Origin of the sequence: Microbacterium sp. I2, assembly GCF_051364985.1 — a bacterium.
Taxonomy (GTDB): Bacteria; Actinomycetota; Actinomycetes; order Actinomycetales; family Microbacteriaceae; genus Microbacterium.
On the sequence record NZ_JBLWIH010000022.1, the window covers coordinates 42,455 to 65,506 of the forward strand.

At 69.7% G+C, this 23,052-nt stretch carries 16 protein-coding genes; 9 read left to right on the forward strand and 7 right to left on the reverse strand.

Annotated features, from left to right (window positions below; all coding sequences use genetic code 11):
* Positions 1 to 33: 33 nt before the first annotated feature.
* Both ACLKM7_RS15785 and ACLKM7_RS15790 read right to left on the reverse strand, forming a co-directional pair.
* Complete coding sequence (locus ACLKM7_RS15785) at positions 34 to 1,350, reverse strand: extracellular solute-binding protein (RefSeq protein ID WP_436448116.1); 1,317 nt, start codon at positions 1,348 to 1,350, stop codon at positions 34 to 36.
* A 44-nt stretch (positions 1,351 to 1,394) separates the two neighbouring features.
* Positions 1,395 to 3,026, reverse strand: a complete 1,632-nt coding sequence (locus ACLKM7_RS15790; RefSeq protein ID WP_436448117.1) for a GH39 family glycosyl hydrolase — start codon at positions 3,024 to 3,026, stop codon at positions 1,395 to 1,397.
* 186 nt (positions 3,027 to 3,212) lie between these two features.
* On the opposite strand from ACLKM7_RS15790, the gene ACLKM7_RS15795 reads away from it, so the two are divergent.
* Positions 3,213 to 4,259 carry a LacI family DNA-binding transcriptional regulator gene (locus ACLKM7_RS15795; protein WP_436448118.1) on the forward strand — a complete coding sequence of 349 codons (1,047 nt, stop codon included), beginning with the start codon at positions 3,213 to 3,215 and terminating at the stop codon, positions 4,257 to 4,259.
* Between the two features lie 80 nt (positions 4,260 to 4,339).
* Here the strand turns inward: ACLKM7_RS15795 and ACLKM7_RS15800 are convergent, their stop codons facing one another.
* Together ACLKM7_RS15800 and ACLKM7_RS15805 are read right to left on the reverse strand one after the other, a co-directional pair.
* Positions 4,340 to 5,551, reverse strand: coding sequence for an MFS transporter (locus tag ACLKM7_RS15800; RefSeq protein ID WP_436448416.1), 1,212 nt, complete (start codon positions 5,549 to 5,551; stop codon positions 4,340 to 4,342).
* Between the two features lie 79 nt (positions 5,552 to 5,630).
* The gene (locus ACLKM7_RS15805) at positions 5,631 to 6,068 is read right to left on the reverse strand and encodes a VOC family protein (RefSeq protein WP_436448119.1); all 438 of its coding nucleotides are present in this window, start codon (positions 6,066 to 6,068) and stop codon (positions 5,631 to 5,633) included.
* A 118-nt stretch (positions 6,069 to 6,186) separates the two neighbouring features.
* Here ACLKM7_RS15805 and ACLKM7_RS15810 point away from each other — a divergent pair, with 118 nt between their 5' ends.
* Positions 6,187 to 7,005: an NAD(P)H-binding protein gene (locus ACLKM7_RS15810; RefSeq protein WP_436448120.1), complete on the forward strand. Its 819-nt coding sequence runs from the start codon at positions 6,187 to 6,189 to the stop codon at positions 7,003 to 7,005.
* Between the two features lie 45 nt (positions 7,006 to 7,050).
* On the opposite strand, the gene ACLKM7_RS15815 is transcribed toward ACLKM7_RS15810, so the two are convergent.
* Both ACLKM7_RS15815 and ACLKM7_RS15820 read right to left on the reverse strand, forming a co-directional pair.
* Positions 7,051 to 8,562 (reverse strand): aldehyde dehydrogenase family protein, encoded by a 1,512-nt coding sequence (locus tag ACLKM7_RS15815; RefSeq protein ID WP_436448121.1) that lies wholly within the window; start codon positions 8,560 to 8,562, stop codon positions 7,051 to 7,053.
* A 39-nt stretch (positions 8,563 to 8,601) separates the two neighbouring features.
* Positions 8,602 to 10,143 carry an FAD-dependent oxidoreductase gene (locus ACLKM7_RS15820; protein WP_436448122.1) on the reverse strand — a complete coding sequence of 514 codons (1,542 nt, stop codon included), beginning with the start codon at positions 10,141 to 10,143 and terminating at the stop codon, positions 8,602 to 8,604.
* Between the two features lie 224 nt (positions 10,144 to 10,367).
* On the opposite strand from ACLKM7_RS15820, the gene ACLKM7_RS15825 reads away from it, so the two are divergent.
* The 7 genes from ACLKM7_RS15825 (at position 10,368) to ACLKM7_RS15855 (ending at position 22,517) form a co-directional block, all read left to right on the forward strand.
* On the forward strand, positions 10,368 to 11,369 hold the full coding sequence (locus ACLKM7_RS15825) for a carbohydrate ABC transporter permease (RefSeq protein ID WP_436448123.1): 1,002 nt from the start codon (positions 10,368 to 10,370) through the stop codon (positions 11,367 to 11,369).
* Positions 11,369 to 12,319 (forward strand): carbohydrate ABC transporter permease, encoded by a 951-nt coding sequence (locus ACLKM7_RS15830; protein ID WP_436448124.1) that lies wholly within the window; start codon positions 11,369 to 11,371, stop codon positions 12,317 to 12,319. Before ACLKM7_RS15825 ends, ACLKM7_RS15830 begins: the two co-directional genes overlap by 1 nt.
* 183 nt (positions 12,320 to 12,502) lie before the next feature.
* A complete protein-coding gene (locus ACLKM7_RS15835; RefSeq protein WP_436448125.1) occupies positions 12,503 to 13,867 on the forward strand; it encodes an ABC transporter substrate-binding protein in 1,365 nt (454 codons plus the stop codon).
* A gap of 131 nt (positions 13,868 to 13,998) precedes the next feature.
* Positions 13,999 to 16,470: a hypothetical protein gene (locus tag ACLKM7_RS15840; RefSeq protein ID WP_436448126.1), complete on the forward strand. Its 2,472-nt coding sequence runs from the start codon at positions 13,999 to 14,001 to the stop codon at positions 16,468 to 16,470.
* A 95-nt stretch (positions 16,471 to 16,565) separates the two neighbouring features.
* Complete coding sequence (locus ACLKM7_RS15845; RefSeq protein WP_436448127.1) at positions 16,566 to 18,425, forward strand: ABC transporter ATP-binding protein; 1,860 nt, start codon at positions 16,566 to 16,568, stop codon at positions 18,423 to 18,425.
* Positions 18,422 to 20,212: an ABC transporter ATP-binding protein gene (locus ACLKM7_RS15850; protein ID WP_436448128.1), complete on the forward strand. Its 1,791-nt coding sequence runs from the start codon at positions 18,422 to 18,424 to the stop codon at positions 20,210 to 20,212. Before ACLKM7_RS15845 ends, ACLKM7_RS15850 begins: the two co-directional genes overlap by 4 nt.
* Positions 20,213 to 20,273: 61 nt before the next feature.
* Complete coding sequence (locus ACLKM7_RS15855) at positions 20,274 to 22,517, forward strand: AAA family ATPase (protein ID WP_436448129.1); 2,244 nt, start codon at positions 20,274 to 20,276, stop codon at positions 22,515 to 22,517.
* Positions 22,518 to 22,538: 21 nt separating this feature from the next.
* On the opposite strand, the gene ACLKM7_RS15860 is transcribed toward ACLKM7_RS15855, so the two are convergent.
* Positions 22,539 to 22,862, reverse strand: a complete 324-nt coding sequence (locus tag ACLKM7_RS15860) for a carboxymuconolactone decarboxylase family protein (RefSeq protein WP_436448130.1) — start codon at positions 22,860 to 22,862, stop codon at positions 22,539 to 22,541.
* Positions 22,863 to 23,052: the final 190 nt, after the last annotated feature.

The following is a 23,052-nucleotide window of genomic DNA, read 5'->3' on the forward strand; positions in this document are numbered from 1 at the left end:
GGCCCGGTGCTGAGCCGGACCGCCGTTCAGGGGTCAGTCGGCGGTGTCGAATCCGAGTGCCTCGAAGTCGCTCACCACCGACTCCCATGCCTCTTGCGGGGTGGCGCTGCCCGACTCGACCAGACCGATTCCGTCCGTGACGAGCGTCTGGATGCCCGCGAAGTTCTCGCCGCGGTATCCGCCCGCTGCGGCATCTCCCGCGGCCGCCGCGAGATCGCCGTAGATCTGCCCGAGTCGCTGTCCGCCGAAGAACTCGTTCTCGGTCTCGGCGATGTCGGGGCTCTCGATGGCTTCCAGCTGCGACGGGAACTGGCCAGTCTCGTGGAACCACTGGATGGCGGCATCCGGCGACGTCAGATAGTCGGCCAGCTCGACCGCCCATCCCGTGTTCTCACCGGTCGACGGCACGGCGAAGAACGATCCGCCCCAGTTGCCGCCGCCATCCGGGAACGTGCTCGAGACGCGCCAGCCCGGGATCCCGTCGGCGTTCTCGGCGATGATGCCGGCCATCCAGGCGGGGGTCACAACGGTCGCCCACTGGCGGTTCTGGAATCCGGCGCCCCAGTCGGCGTGCCCGATGGGGATGCCGGCGGAGATGCCGTCTTCAGCCGCCTCGGCGAAGGTCATGAACAGCTCTTCGATGGCGGCGTTGTCGGCCAGGTTGTACGGCTTACCCGACTCCGGATCCTCGAAGGCGTCGGGCAGCAGGTTGATGGCTGCCTGGAAGGCGCTCGAGAGCGAGTCGATGAAGAAGTTGTCCGAGACGGCCACGTATTCGCGGCCGGCGTCGAGGAACGACTCCCACGTCGCGGCATCGCCTCCGATGAACTCGCCGAAGGACTCGGGGTCTGCGGCGAGGCCGGCCGTCCCCGTCATGTCCTGATTGAAGGCGATGCCGAGGGGACCGATGTCTGTGCCGTATCCGGTGATCACGCCGTCGACGGAGCCCTGCGTGACCTTCCAGTCGACCCAGCGGTCGGGGATCTCGGGCAGCTCCACCCAGTCCTCGGGGACCGCCATCATCTCGGTCCACCAGTCGAGCTCGATGAGGTGGACGTCCGACAGCCCTGCTCCTTCGGACGAGAGGCCGTTGCGCAGGACGGTCTGAGCTGAGGCGCCGTCGGGGAACGAGTTCACCACGACCTCGATGCCGTACTCCTCCTCGAAGGAGGCGAGAAGCTCGGGCGGGAAGTCCATCCACGCCGCGACGGTCAGCTTCTCGGGCTTGTTGTCTTCGGTGGCCTCTTCGCCGCCGCCGCCCCCGCCGCCGCCTCCGCTGCAGGAGGCGAGGGCGAGAGCGGTGAGCGTTGCAGTGGCCGCGACCGCGGCGGCTCGCTTGCTGAGTCTCATGATGTGGGTCCTTTCGTGACGTCGTTGTGCCCGGATCGGCTGGGTCAGGGGGTTGCTCGTGAGATCGACATGACGGCCCAGGGCGCCAGGGTGACGTCGATCGCGAGCACGCCGTCGTCGTTCACCGTGAGCGTGCTCGTGGAGAGGTCGTCGGCGATCCTCTGGAGATCCGCGACCTGCTGGCGAGAGAGGTTGAGAGGCTCGCCGAGTCGATGCCACGCCTCGGCCACATTCCCGTGGTCCTGGTCGAGGATCTCGACGGCATAGGTGTCGCCCGGGATGAGCCCGGCGACGGAGTGACTGATTCGTCGAGCGGGCCCCTCGCCGGCGAGCCGGCGCGTCTGTACGTAGCTGGTGGCATCGCCGACCGACCGCGATCCCATCGAGTCGGGGTAGTTGAAGAAGACAGCGGCGATCGCGTCGTCGGTCGTGCTCGTGATGATGCCGTGCTCGGTCTGGAGGGCGATGCGCTCGCCGAGTCGGTGGAGCATCGCCATCGCGTGGAAGGTGGGCTTGTGGATGCCCTGCTCGTTGACGAAGCCGAATCCGCCGTGGAAGGGTCCGATGCCGCCGCCGCCCTCTTCGAAGACATCCGTGAAGGTCCAGTACGAGATGGAATCAGCGAGCGCGTGGGCCTGCAGGAAAGCTCGCGTGATGTAGGTCGCCGCGTACACCGTGTCGTGCATCCGATCCCGGCTCGACGGTGACGTGGACCATTCGGTGATGTGCAGATCGGCATCCGGGTAAGGGGATGCCGCGATGATCCGCCGCATCTCTTCGAGGTCATTGCGTGTGGCATCCCGGTCGCGGCTGATCGCGCGGCCGACGCCCTGGGTGTCGAACGCGTAGTCGGTGGGGTAGAGGTGCGTCGAGAAGAAGTCGATCGGGAGCTCGCGCTCCGCGCAGTAGGCGATGAGCTCGTGGATCCACACCGGCTTCCACGGCAGGACCTCGGGATCGGGCGCTTCGGCTGTCGCAGCCTCGACGGACCTGTCGTGGTACTCGCCGTCGTACCGGGAGTCGGGAACGAAGACGGATGACGAGGGGCCGCCGACCTTCAGGCCGGGATCGATCGCCTTCAGCGCGCGGGCGGTCGCCTCGTACAGTTCGAAGTACTGCGTGCGCGTGCCGGTCCAGAAATGAGGCACGAGGTTCGGCTCGTTCCACACTTCGAACGGCCACGTGCGCACCTCCTCGCGGCCGTAGCGTTCGATCCAGTGCAGGACGGTCGCCGTGACGAGGTCGACCCACGCGTTCATGTCGTTCGGCGGGCTGCAATGCGCCTTCCACCAGAAGAGGGTCTCGGTCTGCGTCGCGAGCTCTCGGGGCATGAATCCCAGCTCGACGAACGGGCGAGCCCCCGTGTCGAGGATCGCGTCGAAGACCTTGTCGACGTACGCGAAGGTGTACACCGGCTTGTCGAGGGGAGTCGGCGGGCCGAAGCCTCCGCCGTTCGATGCACGGTAGACGAACATGTCGTCGTGGAAGAGGCCGTGGAATCGCACGTATCGTGCGCCGAATGTCGTGACGGCTTCGCGGAAGTGGCTCTGCCAGTCCGCGCGGAGCGCCTCATTGGCCCGACCGGCGCCGACGCACACGCTCCAGACATGGTGCAACGGCGCGTCGGCGGGGACCCGGCCGTCGATCATGAGCGCGGGCGATGTCACGACGGACACAGACGACCTCCTTTGGTCACAGCAGAAGAGATTCGGGAACGACTCTTGCGAAAATGTTTCGCAACGTGTATCGTGTGATCATGTTAGGTACAGCGGCGTACCATGTCAACATGCGCCGTCAAAGACGCAGGGATCGGCGGGGAATGAGGCGTCGAATTTCGAAACTAGTTCGACCTGGAGAACGCTATGGGCCGTGAGAGCACGCCACGTCGCGCAACTCTCGCCGACGTGGCCGCGGCGGTCGGAGTCTCGCGGGGCACGGTCTCAAAGGCACTCAACGGCCGTGACGACATCTCGTCCGAAACACGGGAACGCGTCCTGGCTGCCGTCACCGAACTCGATTACCGGCCGACCACCGTCACGGCGCCCGAGTCGGCGCGCCGCGCGATCGCCGTCGTGTTCGATCTCCCCGCCTCGCCGTACATCCTCGGCGTGCTGCAGGGCGTCCTCTCGGCGACGACAGAGACGGAGATCGACCTGCTGACGCGCCTCGCCCCCGCTCGGGCCACGCGCACGCAGCGTGCCGTGGCGCGCAGATGGGTCGCTGAGCAGCAGGAGTCGGGTGTCGTCGGCATCATCGGCCTGACGCTGTCCGCCCCCGACGCGCTGATCGAAGCGGCGAGCAATGCCGATCTGCCCTTCGTCATCGTCGACCCCGTCGACACGCACCACCCCCGCATGGTGAGCGTCGGCTCGAGCAACTGGGCCGGCGCACGCACTGCGACCGAGCTTCTCATCGAGCTGGGTCACGATCGCATCGCATGGATCGGCGGCCCCGAGGCGTCGGATGCTGCGCGCGACCGGCTCTACGGATACCAAGCGGCGCTCGACGCCGCCGGCATCGCCGTCGATCCGGGGCTCATCCGCGCAGACCAGTTCGCCGTCGCCTCGGGCGCCAAGCACGCGCGCGATCTGCTCACGTCCACCCGGCCCCCGACCGCCATCATGGCGGGCGACGACGAGATCGCCGTCGGTGTGCTCGCGACGGCCCACGAACTCGGCATCCGCGTACCCGAGCAACTGAGCGTCACGGGCTTCGACGACACGCCGCAAGCGGCGTGGACCACGCCTCCTCTGACGACCGTCCACCAGCACCTCGAGGGCATGGGCGCCATGGCGGTCCAGACCATACTTGTGATGGCGGAGGGGCGGCATCCCTCGTCCCGTCACGTGGAGCTGGCGACGTCCCTCACGGTGCGCGAGAGCACCGCCCCCGCACCGGCTGGTCGCTGACCCACGCCGCTCCGCCGACGTCAGTCGTTCGTCCGCAGACTGCGAAGGAGACCGACCCGCGCTCGCAACCCCGTCCGGGTCTAGGCGTCGGTGCCAGTGACCTCGCGGGCCGTGTCGGCCGGCGAGTGCTGCGCTCTGCTCAGCAGGATGAGGGGAACGGCCAGGACCGAAATCGCGCCGCTCCAGATCATGGATGCACCGTAGCCCCCGACATCCGCAACTCGCCCCAGGATCGGCTGGAAGACGACCCCACCGCCCGAGCCCATCAGCGAGTCGAACGAGAGCACTGTTGCGCGCTGCTTCGACGGGATCATGTCGTTGAGATACGCCCGGTGCACGGGATCATCGATCGCCGATGCGATGCCCCACAGCGCCACCAGGACGACGGCGAACCAGAACTCACGCACCAGCCCGAGACCGATCAGTACCAGGACGCTCGAGACCGTCGCCAGCAGGATCGCCGAAGTGCGCCTTCGGAACAGTCTGCGGACACGGGGTGCCAGCGCTCCGCCGAGGATCGCCGCGCCCGACAGGAGAGCGGCGGCGAGCCCGGCGACCGAGTAGGCCTCCTCGTCGCCCCAGAGTTCCAGCAGATAAGGCTGCAGCGCGTAGAAGACGTACATGCCGACGCCCGCGGTGAAGGGGCCCGTGAGCATGAGCCAGCGCACCGGCGGATCACCGAGGCCGTAGCGGACGGAGGCGCGCAGGACGGTGCGGGTCGCCCGGAGGGGGCTCTCGCTCCGATCCGGCACGAAGCCCAGGTCGCGCATGAGCAGGGCGGCGACGATGAACATCAGCAGCAGGATGGCGCCTCGGAAGAGGAACGGCACGCCGAGATCCGTCACCTGCGCGATGACGCCGCCGAGCACCGACCCGGAGAGCATCGCGATGCCGCCCACGATCTGCGCGCGGCCGAAGACGGTCTCGAGGCTGCCTTGGTAGCCGGTCGCCTTCAGTGCGTCGACGAGCCAGGCGTCCACGGCACCCGAGAAGAACGTGAAGCCCAGTCCGAGCAGCACCGAGACGACGGCCCAGGCCCAGAACGGCGAATGCCAGACCCAGAGCAGCCAGTAGAGGACGGTCGTCACCGCCAATGTGACCGTGCCGAGCAGGTACGACGCGCGGCGTCCGACGGTATCGGCCACGACGCCCGTCGGGATCTCGAACAGCAGCATCCCCGCGGTGAAGAAGGCATTCGCAGCGAATGCCTCGAGGTTCGAGAGGCCGGCATCGAGCAGGAAGAGGGTGTTGATCCCCCAGATGAACGACGCCGCGAGCGTGTTGCCGAGCATGAGCGTGTAGTACGTGCCCTGCACGCGGCGCGGACTGGGCAACGACGGTGCGCTCCTTGTCCTGGTGATGTCTGCTCCTCTAGTCCTTCTGCAGCGACTGGGCGAGCATCACGAGGATGCCGCTCGGACCGCGGAGGTACGTGAGCTTGTACACGTCCTCGTAGGTGGCGACGCCACGGAGCGGGTAGCAGCCGTGCCGCGCGGCGATCGCCAGCGCCTCATCGATGTCGTCGACCGAGAACGCGACGCGGTGCATGCCGATCTCGTTGGGACGGGTGGGCTCCGTCTCGATCGCCTGCGGGTGGATGTACTCGAAGAACTCGAGCTGGCCCTGACCGTCCGGCGTCTGCAGCACGGCGATCTTGGCGTGGTTGCCGTCGAGCCCGACGGCGGTCTCGGCCCACTCGCCGCTGACCGTGTCACGTCCGAGGACTGTGAGGCCGAGGTCGGTGAAGAAGGCGATCGCCTCTTCGATGTCGCGAACCGCGATGCCGACGTTCTCAAGCTTGATGGCCATGCGCTGCATGATATCGACTGGTCCTGGCGGCGACTCGGTCGGGTCCTCGTTGAGGACAGTTCCTGTCCGGGTGGAGCGAGAGTCTCTGTTCGTGAACATCGAACGAAAGGGATCACGCATGACCATTCTCGTCACCGGGGCAACCGGAAATGTCGGCCGCCAGATCGTCGCCCAGCTGGTGGAGCGGGGTGAGACGGTGCGGGCGCTCACGCGCAGGCCGGAGGCGGCGGACCTGCCTGATGGTGTCGAGGTGGTGCGCGGGGACCTCACGGATGCCGGAGCGATGCGCGCGGCGATGGCTGGATGCGACGCGGTGCATTTCATCACCTTCGACGCAGCATCCGGCACGACGCTGCGGAACGGCCGTGACCTCGTCGAGGTCGCAGAGAAGGCCGGCGTGAGGCGGGTGAGCGTCCTCGGTGGATGGGAGCAGAGCACCCTCGAGCCGGCGCTTCGGGACAGCGCACTGGCGTGGGCGCTGGTGGCGCCCGTCGAGTTCATGATGAACGCCCTGGAGTGGGCGGCGCAGGTGTCGGGCGAAGGCGTAATTCGCACGATGGCGGACTTCCCGAGCGCCATGGTGCACGAGGCCGACATCGCGGCAGCAGCCGTGGCAGTCCTCACCGAAGACGGGCACCACGGTGAGACCTATTACCTCACCGGTCCGGAGGCGCTCAGGCCCGCCGAGCGGGTTGCGCGGATCGGCGAGGCGCTGGGCCGTGAGCTGCGCTGGGTGCACCTGACCGAGCACGAGGAGCGCCTGCGCCTGCAGGAGCTCGGCTATCCGCCGGAGTATGTCGAGTTCATGATCGGGCTGGCGAAGAACCCGCCCGCGGTCGGACAGCGCGTGCAGGACACGGTCGCCCGGCTCACCGGAACGCCCGCTCGCCCCTTCGCGCAATGGGCCCGCGAGCACGCGAGCGCCTTCCACGCCTGACGGCCACCCCGCCCCGCTCGACGACGTCGGGCGGGGCGACGCCCGTCAGCGGTGCTGATCCGCGCTGTCGTGGTGGGCGAAGGTCTGACGCGTGGTCAGGTCGGCGCCGGTGAGGATGCCGGCACGTCCGAGCAGGCGACCGTTCTGCCAGTTCGACAGGCCGAGCTCGGGCTGGTGCAGCGCGTACTGGCCGTCGGCCCATCGGGTGAATCCGTCGCCGACGAAGGGGGCGTTCACGCTCTCGCGGAAGCGTGCGTGCGCGTCGGGGTCCTCCGAGATGAGCGTCGCGACGAACTGGGGACTGTACGCGTTGAAGAGGCGCACGGCCTCTTCGGCGTCGTCGACCACGACGAGGCTGAGCTCGGGCGTCTCCTCCCACTCCCACTCGGTGCCGAGGTCGGCCACGTCGAGCAGCGTGGCGCGGGGCTCGGTCACGGTGCCCTCGGCGCGACGCACCTCGATGGTGCGCGCCAGGTCCTCGGTGGGGATCCACGATTCGCTGCCGTCGACGACGTGGAGGCGGGCGACGCCGCCCCGCGCGGCGGCGGCCTCGTCGGCGGCGGCCAGCAGCAGCGGCACCAGCTCGGCCGCCCGATCGCGCACGACGGCGGCGACATTGAGCGTGTTGCACACCTTGCGGTCGAGCGAGTTGCGCACCACGCCGGCGAGGCGCTGAGGATCGGCGGTGCGGTCGGCGATCAGCCACGCGCCGCCGGTGCCGTGCGAGCTGACGGGGATGCCGCTCTGCCGTGCGACGCTGCTGAGCTCGGTGACGGCCGTGCCCGATCCGCGCACGACGGCCAGCGCGAGGCGGGCGTCGCTGAAGAGCGCCCACCCGGCCGAGCGCTCACGGACGGGGATGAGCCGGACGGCGCCGTCGGGCAGGCCCGACTGCTCGAGCGCGGGGCGCAGCGCGTGGTCCTGGATCGCCTGGGCCGTGGCCAGCGCGTCCCCGCCGATGCGCAGGACCGCCGTGTTGCCGGTCGCCAGCACGCCCGCGGCGTCGGCGAAGACGTTGGGCCGGCCCTCGAAGACGAAGGCGATGACACCCAACGGCGCGGCCACCGTCTCGACGACCCAGTCGTCGTGCTCGACGCGGGCGACGACATCGGCGGCCGGCGCGTTCAGAACGTGCGCGGCCCAACCGCGGAGTCCCTCGATCATGTCCTCGCGCATGCGGTCCGAGACGCGCAGCCGCGTGGTCGAGCGGCCCAGGGATTCCGCCCGCTCGACGTCGGCCTCGTTCGCGTGCACGATCCGCGCCCAGACCCCGTCGTCGGCCAGCGCGTCGGCGAACGCCGCGTAGAACGCGTGCACCGGCTCGGCGCCGGCCGTGCGGAGCTGCTCGAACGCGGCGACGGCGGCGTCGACCTGCTCGCGGACGGCGTCGCGCACCGCGGCCGGCACATGGAGCAGCGCACCCGTGGTCTGCACGACGTGAAGGTGATCGCCAGGCTGGAACGCCTCGGCCAGCTCAGCGGGGACCGTCGTGAAGCGGTCGCCGCCGAACGGGATGACGGCACCCTCCTGCAGGTGGGTGAGATCGCCCGAAGCCATTGCGGCCCCCTTCCGAACCGGGGTCTGAGACGTGGCCCATCATAAGGCGAGCCCGAGCACCGCCCCGCCGTCGCGCAGACGCTGCTGCAGCAGATCGACGTCGACGTCATGCACCGCGGCCCCCGCCCGGGCCGCGAGGGCCGCGGCCACCCCGGCCGCGTGGCCGAGCATCTGGTACTGCGGCTCCATGCGGATCGACGAGAACGCGACATGGGATGCCGCGACGCACACCGCGACCACGAGGTTCGAGCACTCGTCGCGCCGCGGGACGAGCGCCGAGTAGCCGATGCCGTAGATCGGCACGGGCACCGACAGGTACCCCTCGCTGACCACCATCGCGATCGGGTCGGGATGCTCGTAGACCCAGCGCCACGCTCGCTGCACCTCGCGGATGTCGAGGTGGTACGACCCGAGCGCCACGACGTCGGGTGGAACCGTCCCCGACCGCAGCTCGTGCTCCGTGATGACGGCATCCGTCACCATCCGGCGCGCTTCGCGCACGTACAGCTGGTGCGGCAGGTGGCCGGTGTCGGCGAACTCGTCGGCGGGCAGTCCCCACTCCTGCATGCCTCGCCTCACGTCGGCCGGCACGCCGGGGTCGTTCGCGAGGAACCACAGGAAGTCCTCGGCGTGGTGCAGGTGATGCAGCCGGAGCTGCTCGCGGCGCTCGGGAGCGGCATCCGGATACTCCCACGCACTGCCGTCGAGCACGCTGAGCGAGAACGGCCCGAGCGAGTTGCCGTCGGCCTTGCCCCCGGGCAGGTTCGGCTCGAGCCCGAGATACCGGCCCGCAGGATGGACGTCGCCGCGGCGTTCGGCGTCGGCGAAGATGCGACGGCCGAGCTCCCAGTGCGCGTCGTCGTAGCCCTCGCGACGAAGGAATGGGATGCGGTCGGGAGCGCGCGACAGGCACACACGGTATCCGAACGACATCACGCCGCCGTCGCCCGCGCCGACGTCGGCCATCGGCTCCGGCTTGATCTGGGGGAGCAGTGGCCCGGACGTCAGACCCGCGGGATCGTCACCGAACGGCGAGATCCATGGCGGTATCGAATGGCGTCCCGGCACGACCTCGCGCCGTCCGGCGAACTCCTCGCCGTACAGCGACCGCGACTCGCGCCCCACGGCATACGAGACACCGGATGCCGCGAGCAGATCCCCTTCGTAGCTCGCATCGACGAACACCGCGGCCTCGACGACCGAACCGTCGCGAAGAGTCAGCCGTGCGATCCGCCCGTCCCGCATGTCGACGCCCGCGATGCTCGCGGAGAACACGACGGTGACGCCGGCCTCGTCGAGCCAACGCAGGAAGATCTGCTCGGCCACGTGCGGTTCGGGCCCGGCGTAGTGCCCGACCGGCACGCCGTAGTGCTCGGCCACGGCGGCACGGAACTCGGCGGCCATGCCGCCCAAGGCGCGGACGTCGCCGACGTCGGTGTAGCCGAGGCCGCCGCTGGTCATGCCGCCGATGTGGCGGCCCGGCTCGACGAGCACGACGCGGGCGCCGGTGCGGGCCGCGGCGACCGCCGCGCACACGCCTGCCGATGTCGCCGCGTAGACCACGACGTCCGCCCCGATCACGAGGGCCGCCCGGCGAGAAGCACAGAGGCGCCGGGGCGCGCAACCCCCGTGATCGCAGCGTCACCGGTGCCTAGCATCGGCGCGTGGTCGAACCGGGGCGGTTGCGGCGAGCAGACGTCCCGCCGTATAGTCACTGGCATGTGGTAACGATGCCACATCTCGAGGTGGAGAAGTGAGATGACGAGAAGGAACGGCTGGCAGCCCGCGCTGAGCGAGGCGCCGAGATGAGCCTGACGTCGCAGCCCGACGCCTACGTCGAGGCGCTCGAAGGGCGCGCTGAAGAAGGTGAGCGCGGCCGCAAGAAGAAGGACCGCGCACCGAAGGTCAAGACGCACTACAACAAGCGCGAGGCCATCGCGGGCTACCTGTTCATCTCGCCGTGGATCATCGGCTTCCTCGTCTTCACGGCCGGCGCGATGGTCTACAGCCTGTACATCTCGTTCAGCAACTACAACCTGGCCACCAACACCGCGCGGCCCGTCGGCTTCGACAACTACGCCCGGCTGTTCGATGACCCGCGGGTGGGCGTGTCGCTGGCGAACACCCTGTTCTACGTCGTGATGGCTGTGCCGCTCGAGATCATCTTCGCGCTCGTGCTGGCAATGCTCCTCAATCGCGCCGCACGCGGTGCGGGCTTCTGGCGAACCCTCTACTACCTGCCCAAGATGACGCCCGCCGTGGCGACCGCGGCGGTGTTCTTTCTCCTGCTCAACGGCAACACCGGCGCGATCAACCAGGGGTTGCGGTTCTTCGGCATCCAAGGGCCGCAATGGCTCGTCGATCCGGCGTGGGTGAAGCCCAGCATCGTGATCATGACGCTGTGGACGGTCGCCGGGACCATGGTGATCTTCCTCGCGGCACTGAAGAACGTGCCCCAGGAGCTGTACGAGGTCGCCTCGCTCGACGGCGCGGGCCCGATCCGCAAGTTCTTCTCGATCACGCTGCCGATGATCTCGGGCGCGATGTTCTTCAACGTCATCGTGCTCTCGATCGCGGCGTTCCAGGTGTTCGACCAGGCGTTCCTGCTGTTCTGGCGAGATCAGAGCAACTCGTCGCCTGAGGCTTCCCTCTTCTATGCGATCTATCTGTTCCAGCAGGCCTTCCGTCAGTTCAACTTCGGCTTCGCCGCCGCCATGGCCTGGCTGCTGTTCGTCATCATCATGATCATCACGGTCATCCAGGTGAAGTTCGGCAACCGTTTCGTCTACTACGAGGGAGACCGCTGATGTCGGCGTCGCTGCAGACTCCGGGCGTGACCCGGCCCACCCCCGAGGCGGCGACCGTCGTGGTCACCGTGCCCAAGCGCTCGCGCTGGCGCCGTCACTTCGCGCGGCCAAAGACACTCCTCGGCAACATCATCCTGACGATCGTCCTGATCGGCTTCGGGATGCTCTTCCTCTACCCGTTCGTGTGGCTCCTGTCGGCCAGTCTCAAGCCGCGCGGCGAGGTGTTCGACAACTCGCTCATCCCCAAGACGTGGATGCCCGAGAACTACGTCGAGGTGTGGAACCAGCTGCCGCTGCTGAGCTGGATGTGGAACAGCGTCGCGATCGCGCTGCTGGCGGCGACGGCGGTGGCGGTGTCGAGCTCGATCGTGGCGTTCGGCTTCGCGTACTTCAAGTTCCCCGGACGCAATCTGCTCTTCGGCCTGGTGCTGGCCACGATGATGCTTCCGGGCGCGGTCACCATGATCCCGATCTACCTGATCTGGAAAGAGACCGGGTTCCTCGGCACGTGGGTGCCACTGTGGGGCATGAACCTGTTCGGCTCGGCCTTCTACATCTTCCTGCAGCGCCAGTTCTTCCTCGGTCTGCCGAAGGAGCTCTTCGAAGCGGCGCGACTGGACGGCGCGAGCTACTGGGGACTGTTCTGGCGCATCGCGATGCCGCTGTCGATCCCGTCGTTCGTGATCGTGTTCCTTTTCGAGTTCCAGGCGAGCTGGAACAACCTGCAGGCCGCGCTGATCTATCTGAACGCCGGCTCGGTCGACGACTTCACGGCACCGCTGGGCATCGCGTACGCGATGACCAAGTACAGCCCGACCGCGGGAGGCCACGGCGACTACCAGTACGTGATGGTGGCATCGCTGCTCGTCACGTTGCCGATGCTCATCATCTTCGCCTTCGGTCAGCGGTACTTCATCGAGGGCGTCGCGACGCAGGGCCGGAAGGGATGATCCGGATGCCGCTGCCCGACTGACATCGATTCCACAACGTACACATCACAAACCAATAAACACCAGGGCACATCCGTTGCCCCGCCGCGATGAAGTGGGTACCGTCATGTGGGAAGGTTCCCACATTCGGGACCCAGCCACGCGGCGGCGGCGACGGAGCCGCCCCGATCGAAAGGGAAACAGATGCGCAAGCGCATTATCGGAATCGCCGCCATCGCGGCGTCTGCCGTCGTGCTCGCCGGGTGCGGCAGCGGCGGTGGCGGCGGTGGCACGGGCGGTGACATCGACTTCACGGCCGAGCCCACGGGCGCCCTGTCGGCGTGGGGCTTCGAGAACGCCGACGACGTCGGCCAGTCGCGCCTGGACTATGCCGCCGAGCAGTTGAGCGATGTCGAAGTCGACCTCGACGCGACCGCGTTCGACGCACAGAAGTTCACCACCCGCATCGCCAGCGGCGATGTGCCCGACGTGGTGCAGATGGACCGCCGGTACGTCACCCAGTACGCCGCGCAGGACCTCATCATCCCGCTCGACGCGTGCTTCGAAGCGCAGGACGTCACGCCGGACGACTACTGGTACCCGTTCGTCGTGGACGACGTGCGGTACGAGGACGGCATCTGGGCGGTGCCGCAGTTCTACCAGCCGCCGGCCATCATCCTGAACAAGCGCGTGATGGATGCCGCGGGCGTGACGAACGAGGAGATCGACACGTCGAACCCCGACGCCCTGCTCGGCGCGGTCGAGAAGATGTATCAGGAGTCCGGCGGCGTGCCGTCGGTGCTCGGCTTCGACCCGGTCTCGACCGGGCAGGCTGCGCTGTGGATCCTGGGCCAGGGCGGTCAGCTGATCGACGGCGACGGCGCCCCGACGCTCGACGACCCCAGCAACATCGCGGGGATCGAGCTGCTGAAGCAGATCAACGACGCTCAGGGCGGCTACGCGGCGGTCAAGAGCTTCACCGATTCGTTCGACACCTTCGGCGACAACAACCAGTACGTCGCCGACCAGGTCGGCGCGCAGGTCAACGCCCAGTGGTACCCGAACGTGCTCTCGCCGTACGTCGACCAGATCCAGATCGAGGCGGTGCCGTTCAAGGACAGCGAGGGCAACCCGTTCTCGGTGTCGGGCGGCACGGCGTTCGTGATCCCCGCCGGCGCGGAGAACCCTGCCGCTGCGTGCGCGTGGATGGTCGAGCTCACGAGCGAGGACGCGTGGGAGGCCGCCGGCGCAGCCCGCGCCGAGACGCGCGCCGAGGACGGCGGCATCAACACCGGTCTGTTCACCGGTTCGCCCGGTCCTGACGAGTCGATCCGCGAGCAGTACGTCACGGAGTCGGGCAACGCGGGCTTCGACCAGACGATCAGCACGTACTACGACGTGCTCGAGTACGGGCAGTCGTTCGGCTCGTCACCGGCAGGTCAGGACATCCAGAACGAGCTGAACAACGCCGTCACCGCAGCGCTGCTCGGCGACAAGACGCCCGAAGAGGCACTTGCCGACGCGCAGCAGGCCGCGATGCGGGCGTACGAGAACGCGACCGCCGGCTGAGCCGGCGCGCTCGCTCCGGGGGGAACACGGGGGCGGGTCGACTTCGGTCGGCCCGCCCCTTCCTCGCCCCGGGCGATCTCGACAAGACGAACACCTCCGAGAAGACGAATCCACCAAGGAATGCACTCGCCATGCCCATCCGGCAGATCCTGCTCATCGGCCACACCCACCACGACGTCGGCTACACCAACAGCCCCCGCCTGATCGACCGGATGCACAGCGGCATCGTCGACCGCGTGCTCGAGATCGCGGACGAGCTGCCGACGACCGGTCCCGACGGCTTCCGCTGGACCTTCGAGGTCGCCCGTCCGGTCCTGAACTTCCTGCACCGCGCGACGCCCGAGCAGATCGAGCACCTGGCCGGCCTCACGCGCAACGGCGCGCTGGCGGTCACCGGCGGCTACCTCAACATGACGCAACTGCCGAGCACCTTCGAGTTCGACGCCGCCTACGAGCAGCTCGCGCAGATCCGCGCGGCGGGCATCGCCGTGCGCACCCAGCAGCATGGCGATGTCAACGGCATCGCGTGGGGCGTCGTCGACCAGATGCGCGATGTCGGGCTCACGCGCCTTGTGATGGCCCTCAACCCCGATCACGGACGGGCGCCCTTCACCCAGCCGAGCGGCTTCTGGTGGGAGGGCCCGTCGGGCCGGCGCATCTTCGTGTGGCTGTCGACCCACTACGGCTTCGGCGAGGAGTGGGGCATCGTCGACGGCGACGCCGAGCTCGCCGACGAGCGCATCTCGCAGTTCGTGGACGAGCTGGAGCGGCGCGCCGACTATCCGTGGGGTACGGCGGTGGTGCACGCCGGCAACGACAACCGCTGGCCGACGCCGCTGTTCCTCGACATCGTCCGACACTGGAACGCGCGGCATCCGGAACTGCCGATGCGCACCGCGACGATCGACGAGGCGCTGGACGAGCTCGAGGCCGAAGCCGGCGGGTTCGACCTGCCGACGGTGCGCGGCGAGTGGGCGGACTGGTGGTCGCACGGGCACGGCTCGACCGCGCGCGAGGTCGCGGTGTACCGTGAGGCGCGCACGTTCGCGCGGGCCGCGCAGAGTTCGCTGTCACTGGCCGCGCTCGCCGGGTCGCAGCACGAGGCGGGATTCGACGTGCTCGGCTACCGTCGCGGCCCGGTGCGGCTGCGCTCGGACGCCGAGATCGCCGAAGACCTCGCGCATGTCGACGAGCAGCTGCTGCTGTACGGCGAGCACACCTGGGGCAGCTGGGAGACGTACTCCAAGCCGCACTCGACGTTCACCCACTCCCATCACAACGCCAAGTCGGCTTTCGCGTACGACGCGTTCGACCACGCACGCGACCTCGCGATCGAAGGATGGTTCCGCTACGCCTACGCGCAGGGCGAGGATCCGGATGCCGTCGCCGCCGGTGCGACGGACGGCGGGGCCATCGTCGTGGTCAACCCCACCGAGTCCCACCGCCGCGAGCTCGTCGACGTCGAGGTCGCCGGCACCCGCCATGCGCGGGCGCTCGCGGAGGTCGGGTCCTTCGGAGTCGCCGCCCTGCCCGTGCCCGAGCCGCTGGTGTTCGAGGACGTCACCGGGCCGATCGTCGCCGGGCGGTATCGCGTGAGCGTCGACCCGTCGCGCGGGGGCGTCGTGTCGCTCGTGGACGAGACGGACGGGCGCGAGCTCGTGGACGCCACGGCCGAGGCACCTCTGGGCGCGGTGTTCGACGAGGTGGTGGAGGCCGGGTCGCAGCATCCGATGATCACCACGTCGCCCAAGCTCTTCCACCCCGACCACCCCGGTCCGCGGTTCGAGCGTGTCGTGGCGGGCGGCGCCGGACCGGTGCGCGTCGCGCGCGGCGGCGGACTGACCGAGATCCGCTGGGAGACCTCGGCACCCGGCATCCCTCACGTGATCTCGACGCTCGTGATCGCCGATGAGTCTGCGGACGTCGTCCTCGAGGTGCACATCTCCAAGCCCGAGCGATTCGGGCCCGAGAGCGTCTTCGTGTCGTTCCCGTTCGCGGTCGACGAGCCGGAGTTCCTGCTCGAGACGGCCGGGGCGGTGTTCGCCGCCGAGCGGGAGCAGCTGCCCGACACCAGCAAGGACTGGTACTCGATCCAGCACGCGGTGGGCGTGGCCGGCAGCGGCCGCGGCATGCTGTGGGGATCGTCCGACGCTCCCCTCGTGCAGCTGGGCGGCTACCAGACCGGCAAGTGGGCGGCCGAGCTCGATGCGCCCCGCGGGCACGTGCACAGCTGGCTCATGAACAACCTGCACTTCACGAACTTCCCGGCCCGGCAGGAGGTGACCCGCCGCTTCCGCTATCGGTTCCGGCCCGTCACCGCGCTGACCGCCGAGGACGTGCGCCGCTACGGCCGCGACCTGCTCGAGCCGCTGCAGGCGCGTCACGCGACGGCCGCCCCGGCGCTGAGGCCCGACGCTCCCGTGCAGGTCGAGCCCGCCGATGCGTTGCTCGTCGAACTGCGTCCAGTGCCCGACGGCGTCCGCGCGCGGCTGCGCAACCTCTCGGGCGACACGGTGACCGCGCACATCACCCACGGCGACGACATCCGGTCGGTCGAGGTGCCTGCCGCGGGCGTCGCCGACGTCATCCTCGACCCCCGCTGACGCAGGACGGGCCGACAGCGCGGGCCGCAGCATCCGCCACGAAGCATCCGCCACGAAACATCCGGCACGAAACGAGAACTGAAAGGTCCACTCTCGTGAGCTCCCTGCAGGCTCCCACCGGGTCACCCTTGCGCCTGCTGCTGTGGCAGGCTGCGCGGCAGCCCGCGACGCTCATCGGGGGCGTGGTCTTCGGCGTGCTGTGGATGCTCTGCCAGGTGATCTGGCCGTACCTGCTCGGCCGGGCCGTCGACGCGGGGCTCGACGACGGCCTCGCCGGGGTCGCGCCGTGGTGCGCAGGCCTCGGCGCCATCGCGATCGCGCAGGCGCTGTTCGCCGTGCTGCGTCACCGCATGGCGGTGTCGAACTGGCTACGGTCCTCGCTCGGCGTCTCTCGGATCATCGGCTACCACAGCGCAGAGGCGGGGGCGGCCATCGCCAGCGACAGCTCGGCCGGCGAGGTCGCCTCGACCGTCGCGAACGACGCGTTGCGCGTAGGCGAGATGTTCGACGTGACGGCCCGCTTCTCGGGCGGCGTCGTGGCCTACGTCGCCGTCGGGCTCATCACGATGCTCACCTCTCCCGCACTAGGGCTCTTCGTGCTGGTCGGGATGCCGGTGCTCGTGGCCGTGCTGTCGCTGTTCGTGCGGCCGCTCGCGCGGCGGCAGGCGGCGTGGCGCCGCGAGCAGGGTGCGCTCACCGAACTCGCGGCCGACACCGTCGTGGGGTTGCGGGTGCTCCGCGGCATCGGCGGCGAGGAGCAGTTCGTCGAGCGCTACGTGCGGCGCTCGGCGGACCTGCGCCGCCGCGCGATCGACGTGGCGCGGCTGGGCTCGTGGCTGGACGCACTGCAGATCCTGCTGCCCGGACTGTTCGTCGCAGCGGTGGTGTGGTTCGGCGCGCGGCTCGTGCTCACGGGTGAGATCAGCCCTGGCGAGCTCGTGACGTTCTACGGCTACTCCGTGTTCCTCATCGTTCCGCTGCGCACCACGGTCGAGGCCAGCCAGGCGTTCGCGCGGGGGTTCGTCGCGACCGGCCGCGTGCTCGAGGTGCTGCGCGTGCAACGTGCGGTCAAAGACCCGGTGCGCCCGCAGTCCGCTCCCGAAGGGAGCGCCGAGATCCTCGACGTCGCGTCGGGCGCCGTGATCGCCCCCGGTCGCTTCACCGCGCTCGTCGACGAGGACCCGGATGCCGCAGCCGAGGTTGCGACCAGGCTCGGGCGTTTCGACGACAGCCAGCACACCATCGCGCCGGTGCTGTGGGGCGGAGTCGACCACACCACCGTCCCGGTGCGCGAGGTGAGGCGCCGCATCGTCGTCAGCGACGCCACGCCCCACCTGTTCACGGGTCGGCTGCGCGACGGGCTCGACACGCAGAGCGTTCGCGCCCCGCACCGCGCTCCGTCGCCGACGGCCCGTCGCGCGAAGATCGACCAGGCGCTCGGTGTGGCCGCCGCCGACGATGCGGTGCAGGCGCTGCCCGCCGGCCTCGAGGAGGACGTGCCCGAGCGCGCGAGCGTCCTGTCGGGCGGCCAGCGGCAGCGGCTGAGTCTCGCACGGGCTCTGCTGACGGATGCCGAGGTGCTGGTCCTCATCGAGCCCACGAGCGCGCTCGACGCCAACACCGAGGCGACGATCGCCGCGCGGCTGCACCGTGCGCGGGCGGGCCGCACGACGGTCGTCGTGAGCGCGAGCCCGCTGCTGCTGGACCGCATGGACGTGATCCACGTGATGCGCGGCGGCCGCGTCGTCGGGTCGGGCACCCACAGCGAGCTGCTCCGCCGCGAGGACCCTGTGGGTGCGCGGTATCGGCGCATCGTCGCGCGGACCACCAGCGACGTCGAGCCGCCGGCCGGCGAAGAGCTGGAGGCCGCGTGGACGGGTTCCATCGAGGCGCTATGGACCAGGGCGACCGAGACCGGGGCGATTCCCACCGCGCGTGAGGAGGCGGGCGAATGAGCGACACCACGCTTCCGGTCGCCGCCGGCGACAAGGTCCGGGGCGTCGCCCGCGTCCTGATCCGCCGTCACCGCGGCGAGTTGCTGCTCGTCATCTCGTTGCACGCCGTCGCCGCGCTGGCCGGCCTCGTCGGACCGTGGGTCATCGGCCGCATCATCGATGCGCTGTCGGGCGGCGACGCCGGCATGTCCACGATCGACGGCATGTTCCTGCTGCTGGCCGGTGCCGTGCTCGCCCAGGCGCTCGTGACCCGGTTCGCGCAGCTGTGGTCGCTGCGGCTCGGGGAGTCGGTGTTCGCACGGCTGCGCGAGGAGTTCCTCGGCACCGTGACGTCGCTGCCGCTCGGCGTCGTCGAACGCGCCGGAACCGGCGACCTCCTCTCACGCACCACCAGCGACGTGGATGCCGTCGCGCAGACCGTGCGCTTCGGCATCCCCCGCATCCTCGTCACCGGCATGACGGTCATCCTCACCCTGGGCGCGGCATTCATCATCAACCCGCTCGTCGCGCTCGGCGTCCTCGCCGGAGTGCCGCTCATCGCGCTGAGCAGCCGGTGGTACCTCAAGCGCTCCGGTCCCGGCTACCGGCGTCAGCTGGCGACGTATGGCCGGCTGGTCGGCGTGATCAACGAGACGGTCGAGGGTGCACGCACGATCGACGCGCTCGACCTGGCGCCGGTGCAGCGGCTCAAGATCGATCGCGCGCTCGCCGCCCGCAACGCGGCCGAGCGCTACACCCTGGGCCTGCGCAGCGTGTGGTACCCGCTCACGACTCTCGGGTTCCTCATCCCCGTCATCGCGGTGCTGCTGTGGGGCGCGTTTCTGATGGGGCAAGCGCTGGCATCGGCCGGCGACGTCACGACGATCGCCCTCTACGCGATGCAGCTCACGGGACCCGTCGAGGAGCTCGTCAACTGGATGGACCGGCTCCAGGTGGGCACGACGGCGCTGGCCCGCATCGTCGGAGTCGGCGAGGTGCCCAGCGATCGGCCGGAGGCCGACGAGACCCCGGACGACGAGCAGCTCGCCGCCCGCGGCATCCGCTTCTCGTATCGGGAGGGGGTCGACGTGCTGCGCGATGTCGATCTCGTGCCGCAGATCGGCGAACGCGTCGCCATCGTGGGGCCGTCCGGCTCGGGCAAGTCCACGCTCGCGCGGCTGCTCACCGGCATCACGTCGCCCACGGCGGGGGAGGTGACGCTCGGCCGGGCCGACGTCATGCGCATTCCGCTGCCGGTGCTGCGACACCACGTCGCGCTCGTCACGCAGGAGCATCACGTGTTCGTCGGCACGCTCGCGGAAAACCTGCGACTGGCCGCTCCCGACGCCCGCGACAGCGAGCTCGAGGAGGCGCTGCAGGTGGTGGGTGCGATCCGGTGGATGCGTGCCATGCCGCACGGTCTCGAGACCGTCGTCGGATCAGGCGGCGTGGTGCTCACGCCCGCCCAGGCGCAGCAGGTCGCGCTCGCCCGTCTGGTGCTGCTCGACCCGCACACGCTCGTGCTCGACGAGGCGACCTCGCTGCTCGACCCCCGCGCCGCTCGCGGCCTCGAGCAGTCCCTGGACCGTGTGCTCGAGGGGCGCACCGTGATCGCGATCGCGCACCGCCTGCACACCGCCCGCGACGCCGACCGCATCATCGTGATGCGCGACGGCCGCATCGTCGAGGCCGGTCCGCACGACGAGCTGGTCGCGCTGGGCGGCGAGTACGCGGCGCTGTGGGCCTCTTGGCAGGCCGAGTCCAGCGATGCCGGCGGCACCGGCACATCGCCCGAGCCCTCGAGCTAGCCGCGTGCCCCCGATGCCTTGGCGGTTGTCGGCGGGTCTGCCGCACCCCTAGGATCGCGACATGGCGGAGACTCTCCGCGAGCCGGTCCGCGGGGAGCCCGGCTTGCAGTCCATGCTGCTCAGCAGCAAGATGCACACCCCTCCGCTCCGCCAAGGCACCGTCAGCAGACGGCGGCTGATCGACAGAGTGCGCGCGAGCCCTGCACGCGTCGTGTCGGTGACTGCTCCCGCCGGCTACGGCAAGTCGACGCTGCTCGCCGAGTGGGCGGCGATCGAGACGCGGAACGTGGCGTGGGTGTCGCTGGACCGCGCCGACGACGATCCGGCATCGTTCCTGTCCGTGATCGCCGCGGCGTCGGCCGCGCTCGCCCCCGCCATCGATGCCGTCATCGCCGACATGCGCGGGGTCGGCGCGTCCGCGCTCGGGCGATCGGCGCCACTGCTGGCCGGTGCGCTCGCGGCGGCGCCCCGGAGCTTCGTCCTCTTCATCGACGATCTGCACTGGGCGGACTCTCCGGGCTGTCAGGACGCGCTGGAGATCCTGCTCGCACGGCTGCCCGAAGGGTCTCAGGTCGTGATCGCCAGTCGTCGTGAACTGCCCCTCATCGGACGGCTGCGCGCCGTGGGGGACGCGGAGGAGATCACGACGGCGGAGCTGTCGCTGGATCACTCCGCCGCTCGGACGATCTTCGACGAGGCCGGAGCGGTCGATGTCGAAGACGCCGATCTCGAGTCCATCGTCGAGCGGTGCGAGGGATGGCCGACCGGTCTGTTCCTGTGCGCACTGGTCGCCCGAAGCGGCGGGGACGCGGCATCCATCACCGGTGACGATCGCTACCTGGCGGACTACCTGTATCGCGAGTGCGTCATGCGCCTCCCCGAGGACATGCAGGCCTTCCTGCGTCGAACGGCCGTGCTCGAGCAGCTCTCGGCCCCATCCTGCAACGCGGTGCTGGGCATCGAGGATGCGCGCGGCCGCCTGCGCGAGGTCGAAGCCGCCAACCTGTTCCTCGTCGCCGTGGACCGTCGGCGCAACTGGTATCGCCTTCACGCGCTGTTCCGGGAGTTCCTGCTGACCGAGCTCGAGCGTGTCGAGGGCGCGGGCGCGGTCGCAGAGTTGCACCGGCGCGCGGCGGGGTGGCACGACGACAACGACGCCCCGGCACAGGCCGTGGAGCACCTGCTGCGCGCCGGAGAGCTCGAGCGCGCCGCAGACCGCATCGCCGACCTCGGCCTGCCGATGTATCAGAGGGGCCAGATCGGAACCATCACGCGGTGGGTGTCGGAGCTGGGAGACGACCGCGTGCGCGCCCACCCGTCGCTGCTGGTGATCGTGACATGGGCCGCGGTGCTCCTGGGCGACGTCCCGGCGGGGGAGCGCTGGGCGCGCAGTCTCGACGCCTTCGATACCGGCTCGCTTCCCGGGGAATATCAGGTGCCGTTCGAATCGGCCCGCGCGATGGTGCGGGCATCGATGTGCGAGCAGGGGCATGCCCAGGTGGTGACCGATGCCGCGTTCGCGCTCCGCCACGAACCGGCCACGAGTCCATGGCGTGACCAGGCGCTCCACCTGTGGGGGGTCGCCTGCCTCCTGATCGACGACGTCGTCGCGGCGAAGACGGCGTTCGAGGAGGCGATCGACCTCGCGACGATCATGGGCAACTCCGACACGATCATCCTGAGCGAGCCCGAGCTGGCGCTGCTCGCCATCGAGGCGGGCGAGTGGGGCGTCGCCGCCGGACACGCCGACCGTGGTGTGGTCGTGATCGACGACAGCCACATGGACGGCTACCCCACGACGACACTCGCGCTCGCCGTGGCCGCACGTGTCGCCCTGCACGGCGGCGATCGCGAGAACGGCGAGCGGCTGCTCGCACGGGCCATGCGATCGCGCATCGGCTGCACCCACCTGCTGTCGCACTTGTCGATCCGGGCGCGCATCCAGCTCGCCAAGGCGCACGTGGCCGTCGGCGACCGGTCGGCGGCACGGCATCTCGTCCGCGAGATCGACGATCTGCTGCGCAAGCGCCCCGACGTGGGTGTGGTGACCGGCCAGGTGGACGAACTGCGCACCGCTCTCGACGCGGAGCCGGCGGCTGGCGGGTCCGTGCCGCTGACCCCGGCCGAGCTCAGGCTGCTGCCCTATCTGCAGACGCACCTGACGATCGCCGAGATCGGCCAGCGCCTGTTCATCTCCCGCAACACCGTGAGCTCGGAGGTGGGGTCGATCTATCGCAAGCTCGCCGTCACCACCCGCAACGGCGCGGTAGAGCGGGCGAGGGTCCTCGGACTGCTGGGTGGGTGAGCCCGCCGCAGCGACCTCTCATCACCGGGCATCCGGCAGGAGATCGTCCGCATAGCCGAGTGCCGCGGCGATCCGCGGCGCGGCGGCGACCGCACGCGGGAGTCCGACCAGCTCGACCATGCCGTCGAGCACCGCCACGATCTCACGCAGCGACACCCCCGCCGACACGGCGTCCTCGACGGCGGACCGCATCGAGGCCGCCGGTGCCGCGGCCGCGATGAGTGCGCCGATGCGGACGAGCGCCGCAGTGCGCTCGTCGAGGGTGTCCTGCCAGAGGTCTCCGGCATCGGCCACGAGCTCCGGCGCGTCGATGCAGTACAGCCGGAGCCGGTCGATGTCGTCCACCGCTGCCTCCCTTCGCCGATGTTCGCGTGCCGTCCAGTCCACAGCTCCGGCGCTGCGGGCACACCATGCAGATCGCATGATCCGGCCGATCGCCTTCACGCGTTTCGAGTGATGCGACGCGCGCACCCCCGTCGCTATGGTTGCGACCAGACGGCGAGCCGGCTGCCGGGCGAGCCACGCGACGAAGGGG

What these genes read in the sequence shown, in the direction of transcription:
- ACLKM7_RS15830 (WP_436448124.1), top strand. Translation starts at nt 11,369, where the DNA reads ATGTCGGCGTCGCTGCAGACTCCGGGCGTGACCCGGCCCACCCCCGAG.
- ACLKM7_RS15835 (WP_436448125.1), top strand. Translation starts at nt 12,503, where the DNA reads ATGCGCAAGCGCATTATCGGAATCGCCGCCATCGCGGCGTCTGCCGTC.
- ACLKM7_RS15810 (WP_436448120.1), top strand. Translation starts at nt 6,187, where the DNA reads ATGACCATTCTCGTCACCGGGGCAACCGGAAATGTCGGCCGCCAGATC.
- ACLKM7_RS15825 (WP_436448123.1), top strand. Translation starts at nt 10,368, where the DNA reads ATGAGCCTGACGTCGCAGCCCGACGCCTACGTCGAGGCGCTCGAAGGG.
- ACLKM7_RS15805 (WP_436448119.1), bottom strand. Translation starts at nt 6,068, where the DNA reads ATGGCCATCAAGCTTGAGAACGTCGGCATCGCGGTTCGCGACATCGAA.
- ACLKM7_RS15795 (WP_436448118.1), top strand. Translation starts at nt 3,213, where the DNA reads ATGGGCCGTGAGAGCACGCCACGTCGCGCAACTCTCGCCGACGTGGCC.
- ACLKM7_RS15840 (WP_436448126.1), top strand. Translation starts at nt 13,999, where the DNA reads ATGCCCATCCGGCAGATCCTGCTCATCGGCCACACCCACCACGACGTC.
- ACLKM7_RS15800 (WP_436448416.1), bottom strand. Translation starts at nt 5,551, where the DNA reads ATGCTCGGCAACACGCTCGCGGCGTCGTTCATCTGGGGGATCAACACC.
- ACLKM7_RS15855 (WP_436448129.1), top strand. Translation starts at nt 20,274, where the DNA reads ATGGCGGAGACTCTCCGCGAGCCGGTCCGCGGGGAGCCCGGCTTGCAG.
- ACLKM7_RS15785 (WP_436448116.1), bottom strand. Translation starts at nt 1,350, where the DNA reads ATGAGACTCAGCAAGCGAGCCGCCGCGGTCGCGGCCACTGCAACGCTC.
- ACLKM7_RS15815 (WP_436448121.1), bottom strand. Translation starts at nt 8,562, where the DNA reads ATGGCTTCGGGCGATCTCACCCACCTGCAGGAGGGTGCCGTCATCCCG.
- ACLKM7_RS15850 (WP_436448128.1), top strand. Translation starts at nt 18,422, where the DNA reads ATGAGCGACACCACGCTTCCGGTCGCCGCCGGCGACAAGGTCCGGGGC.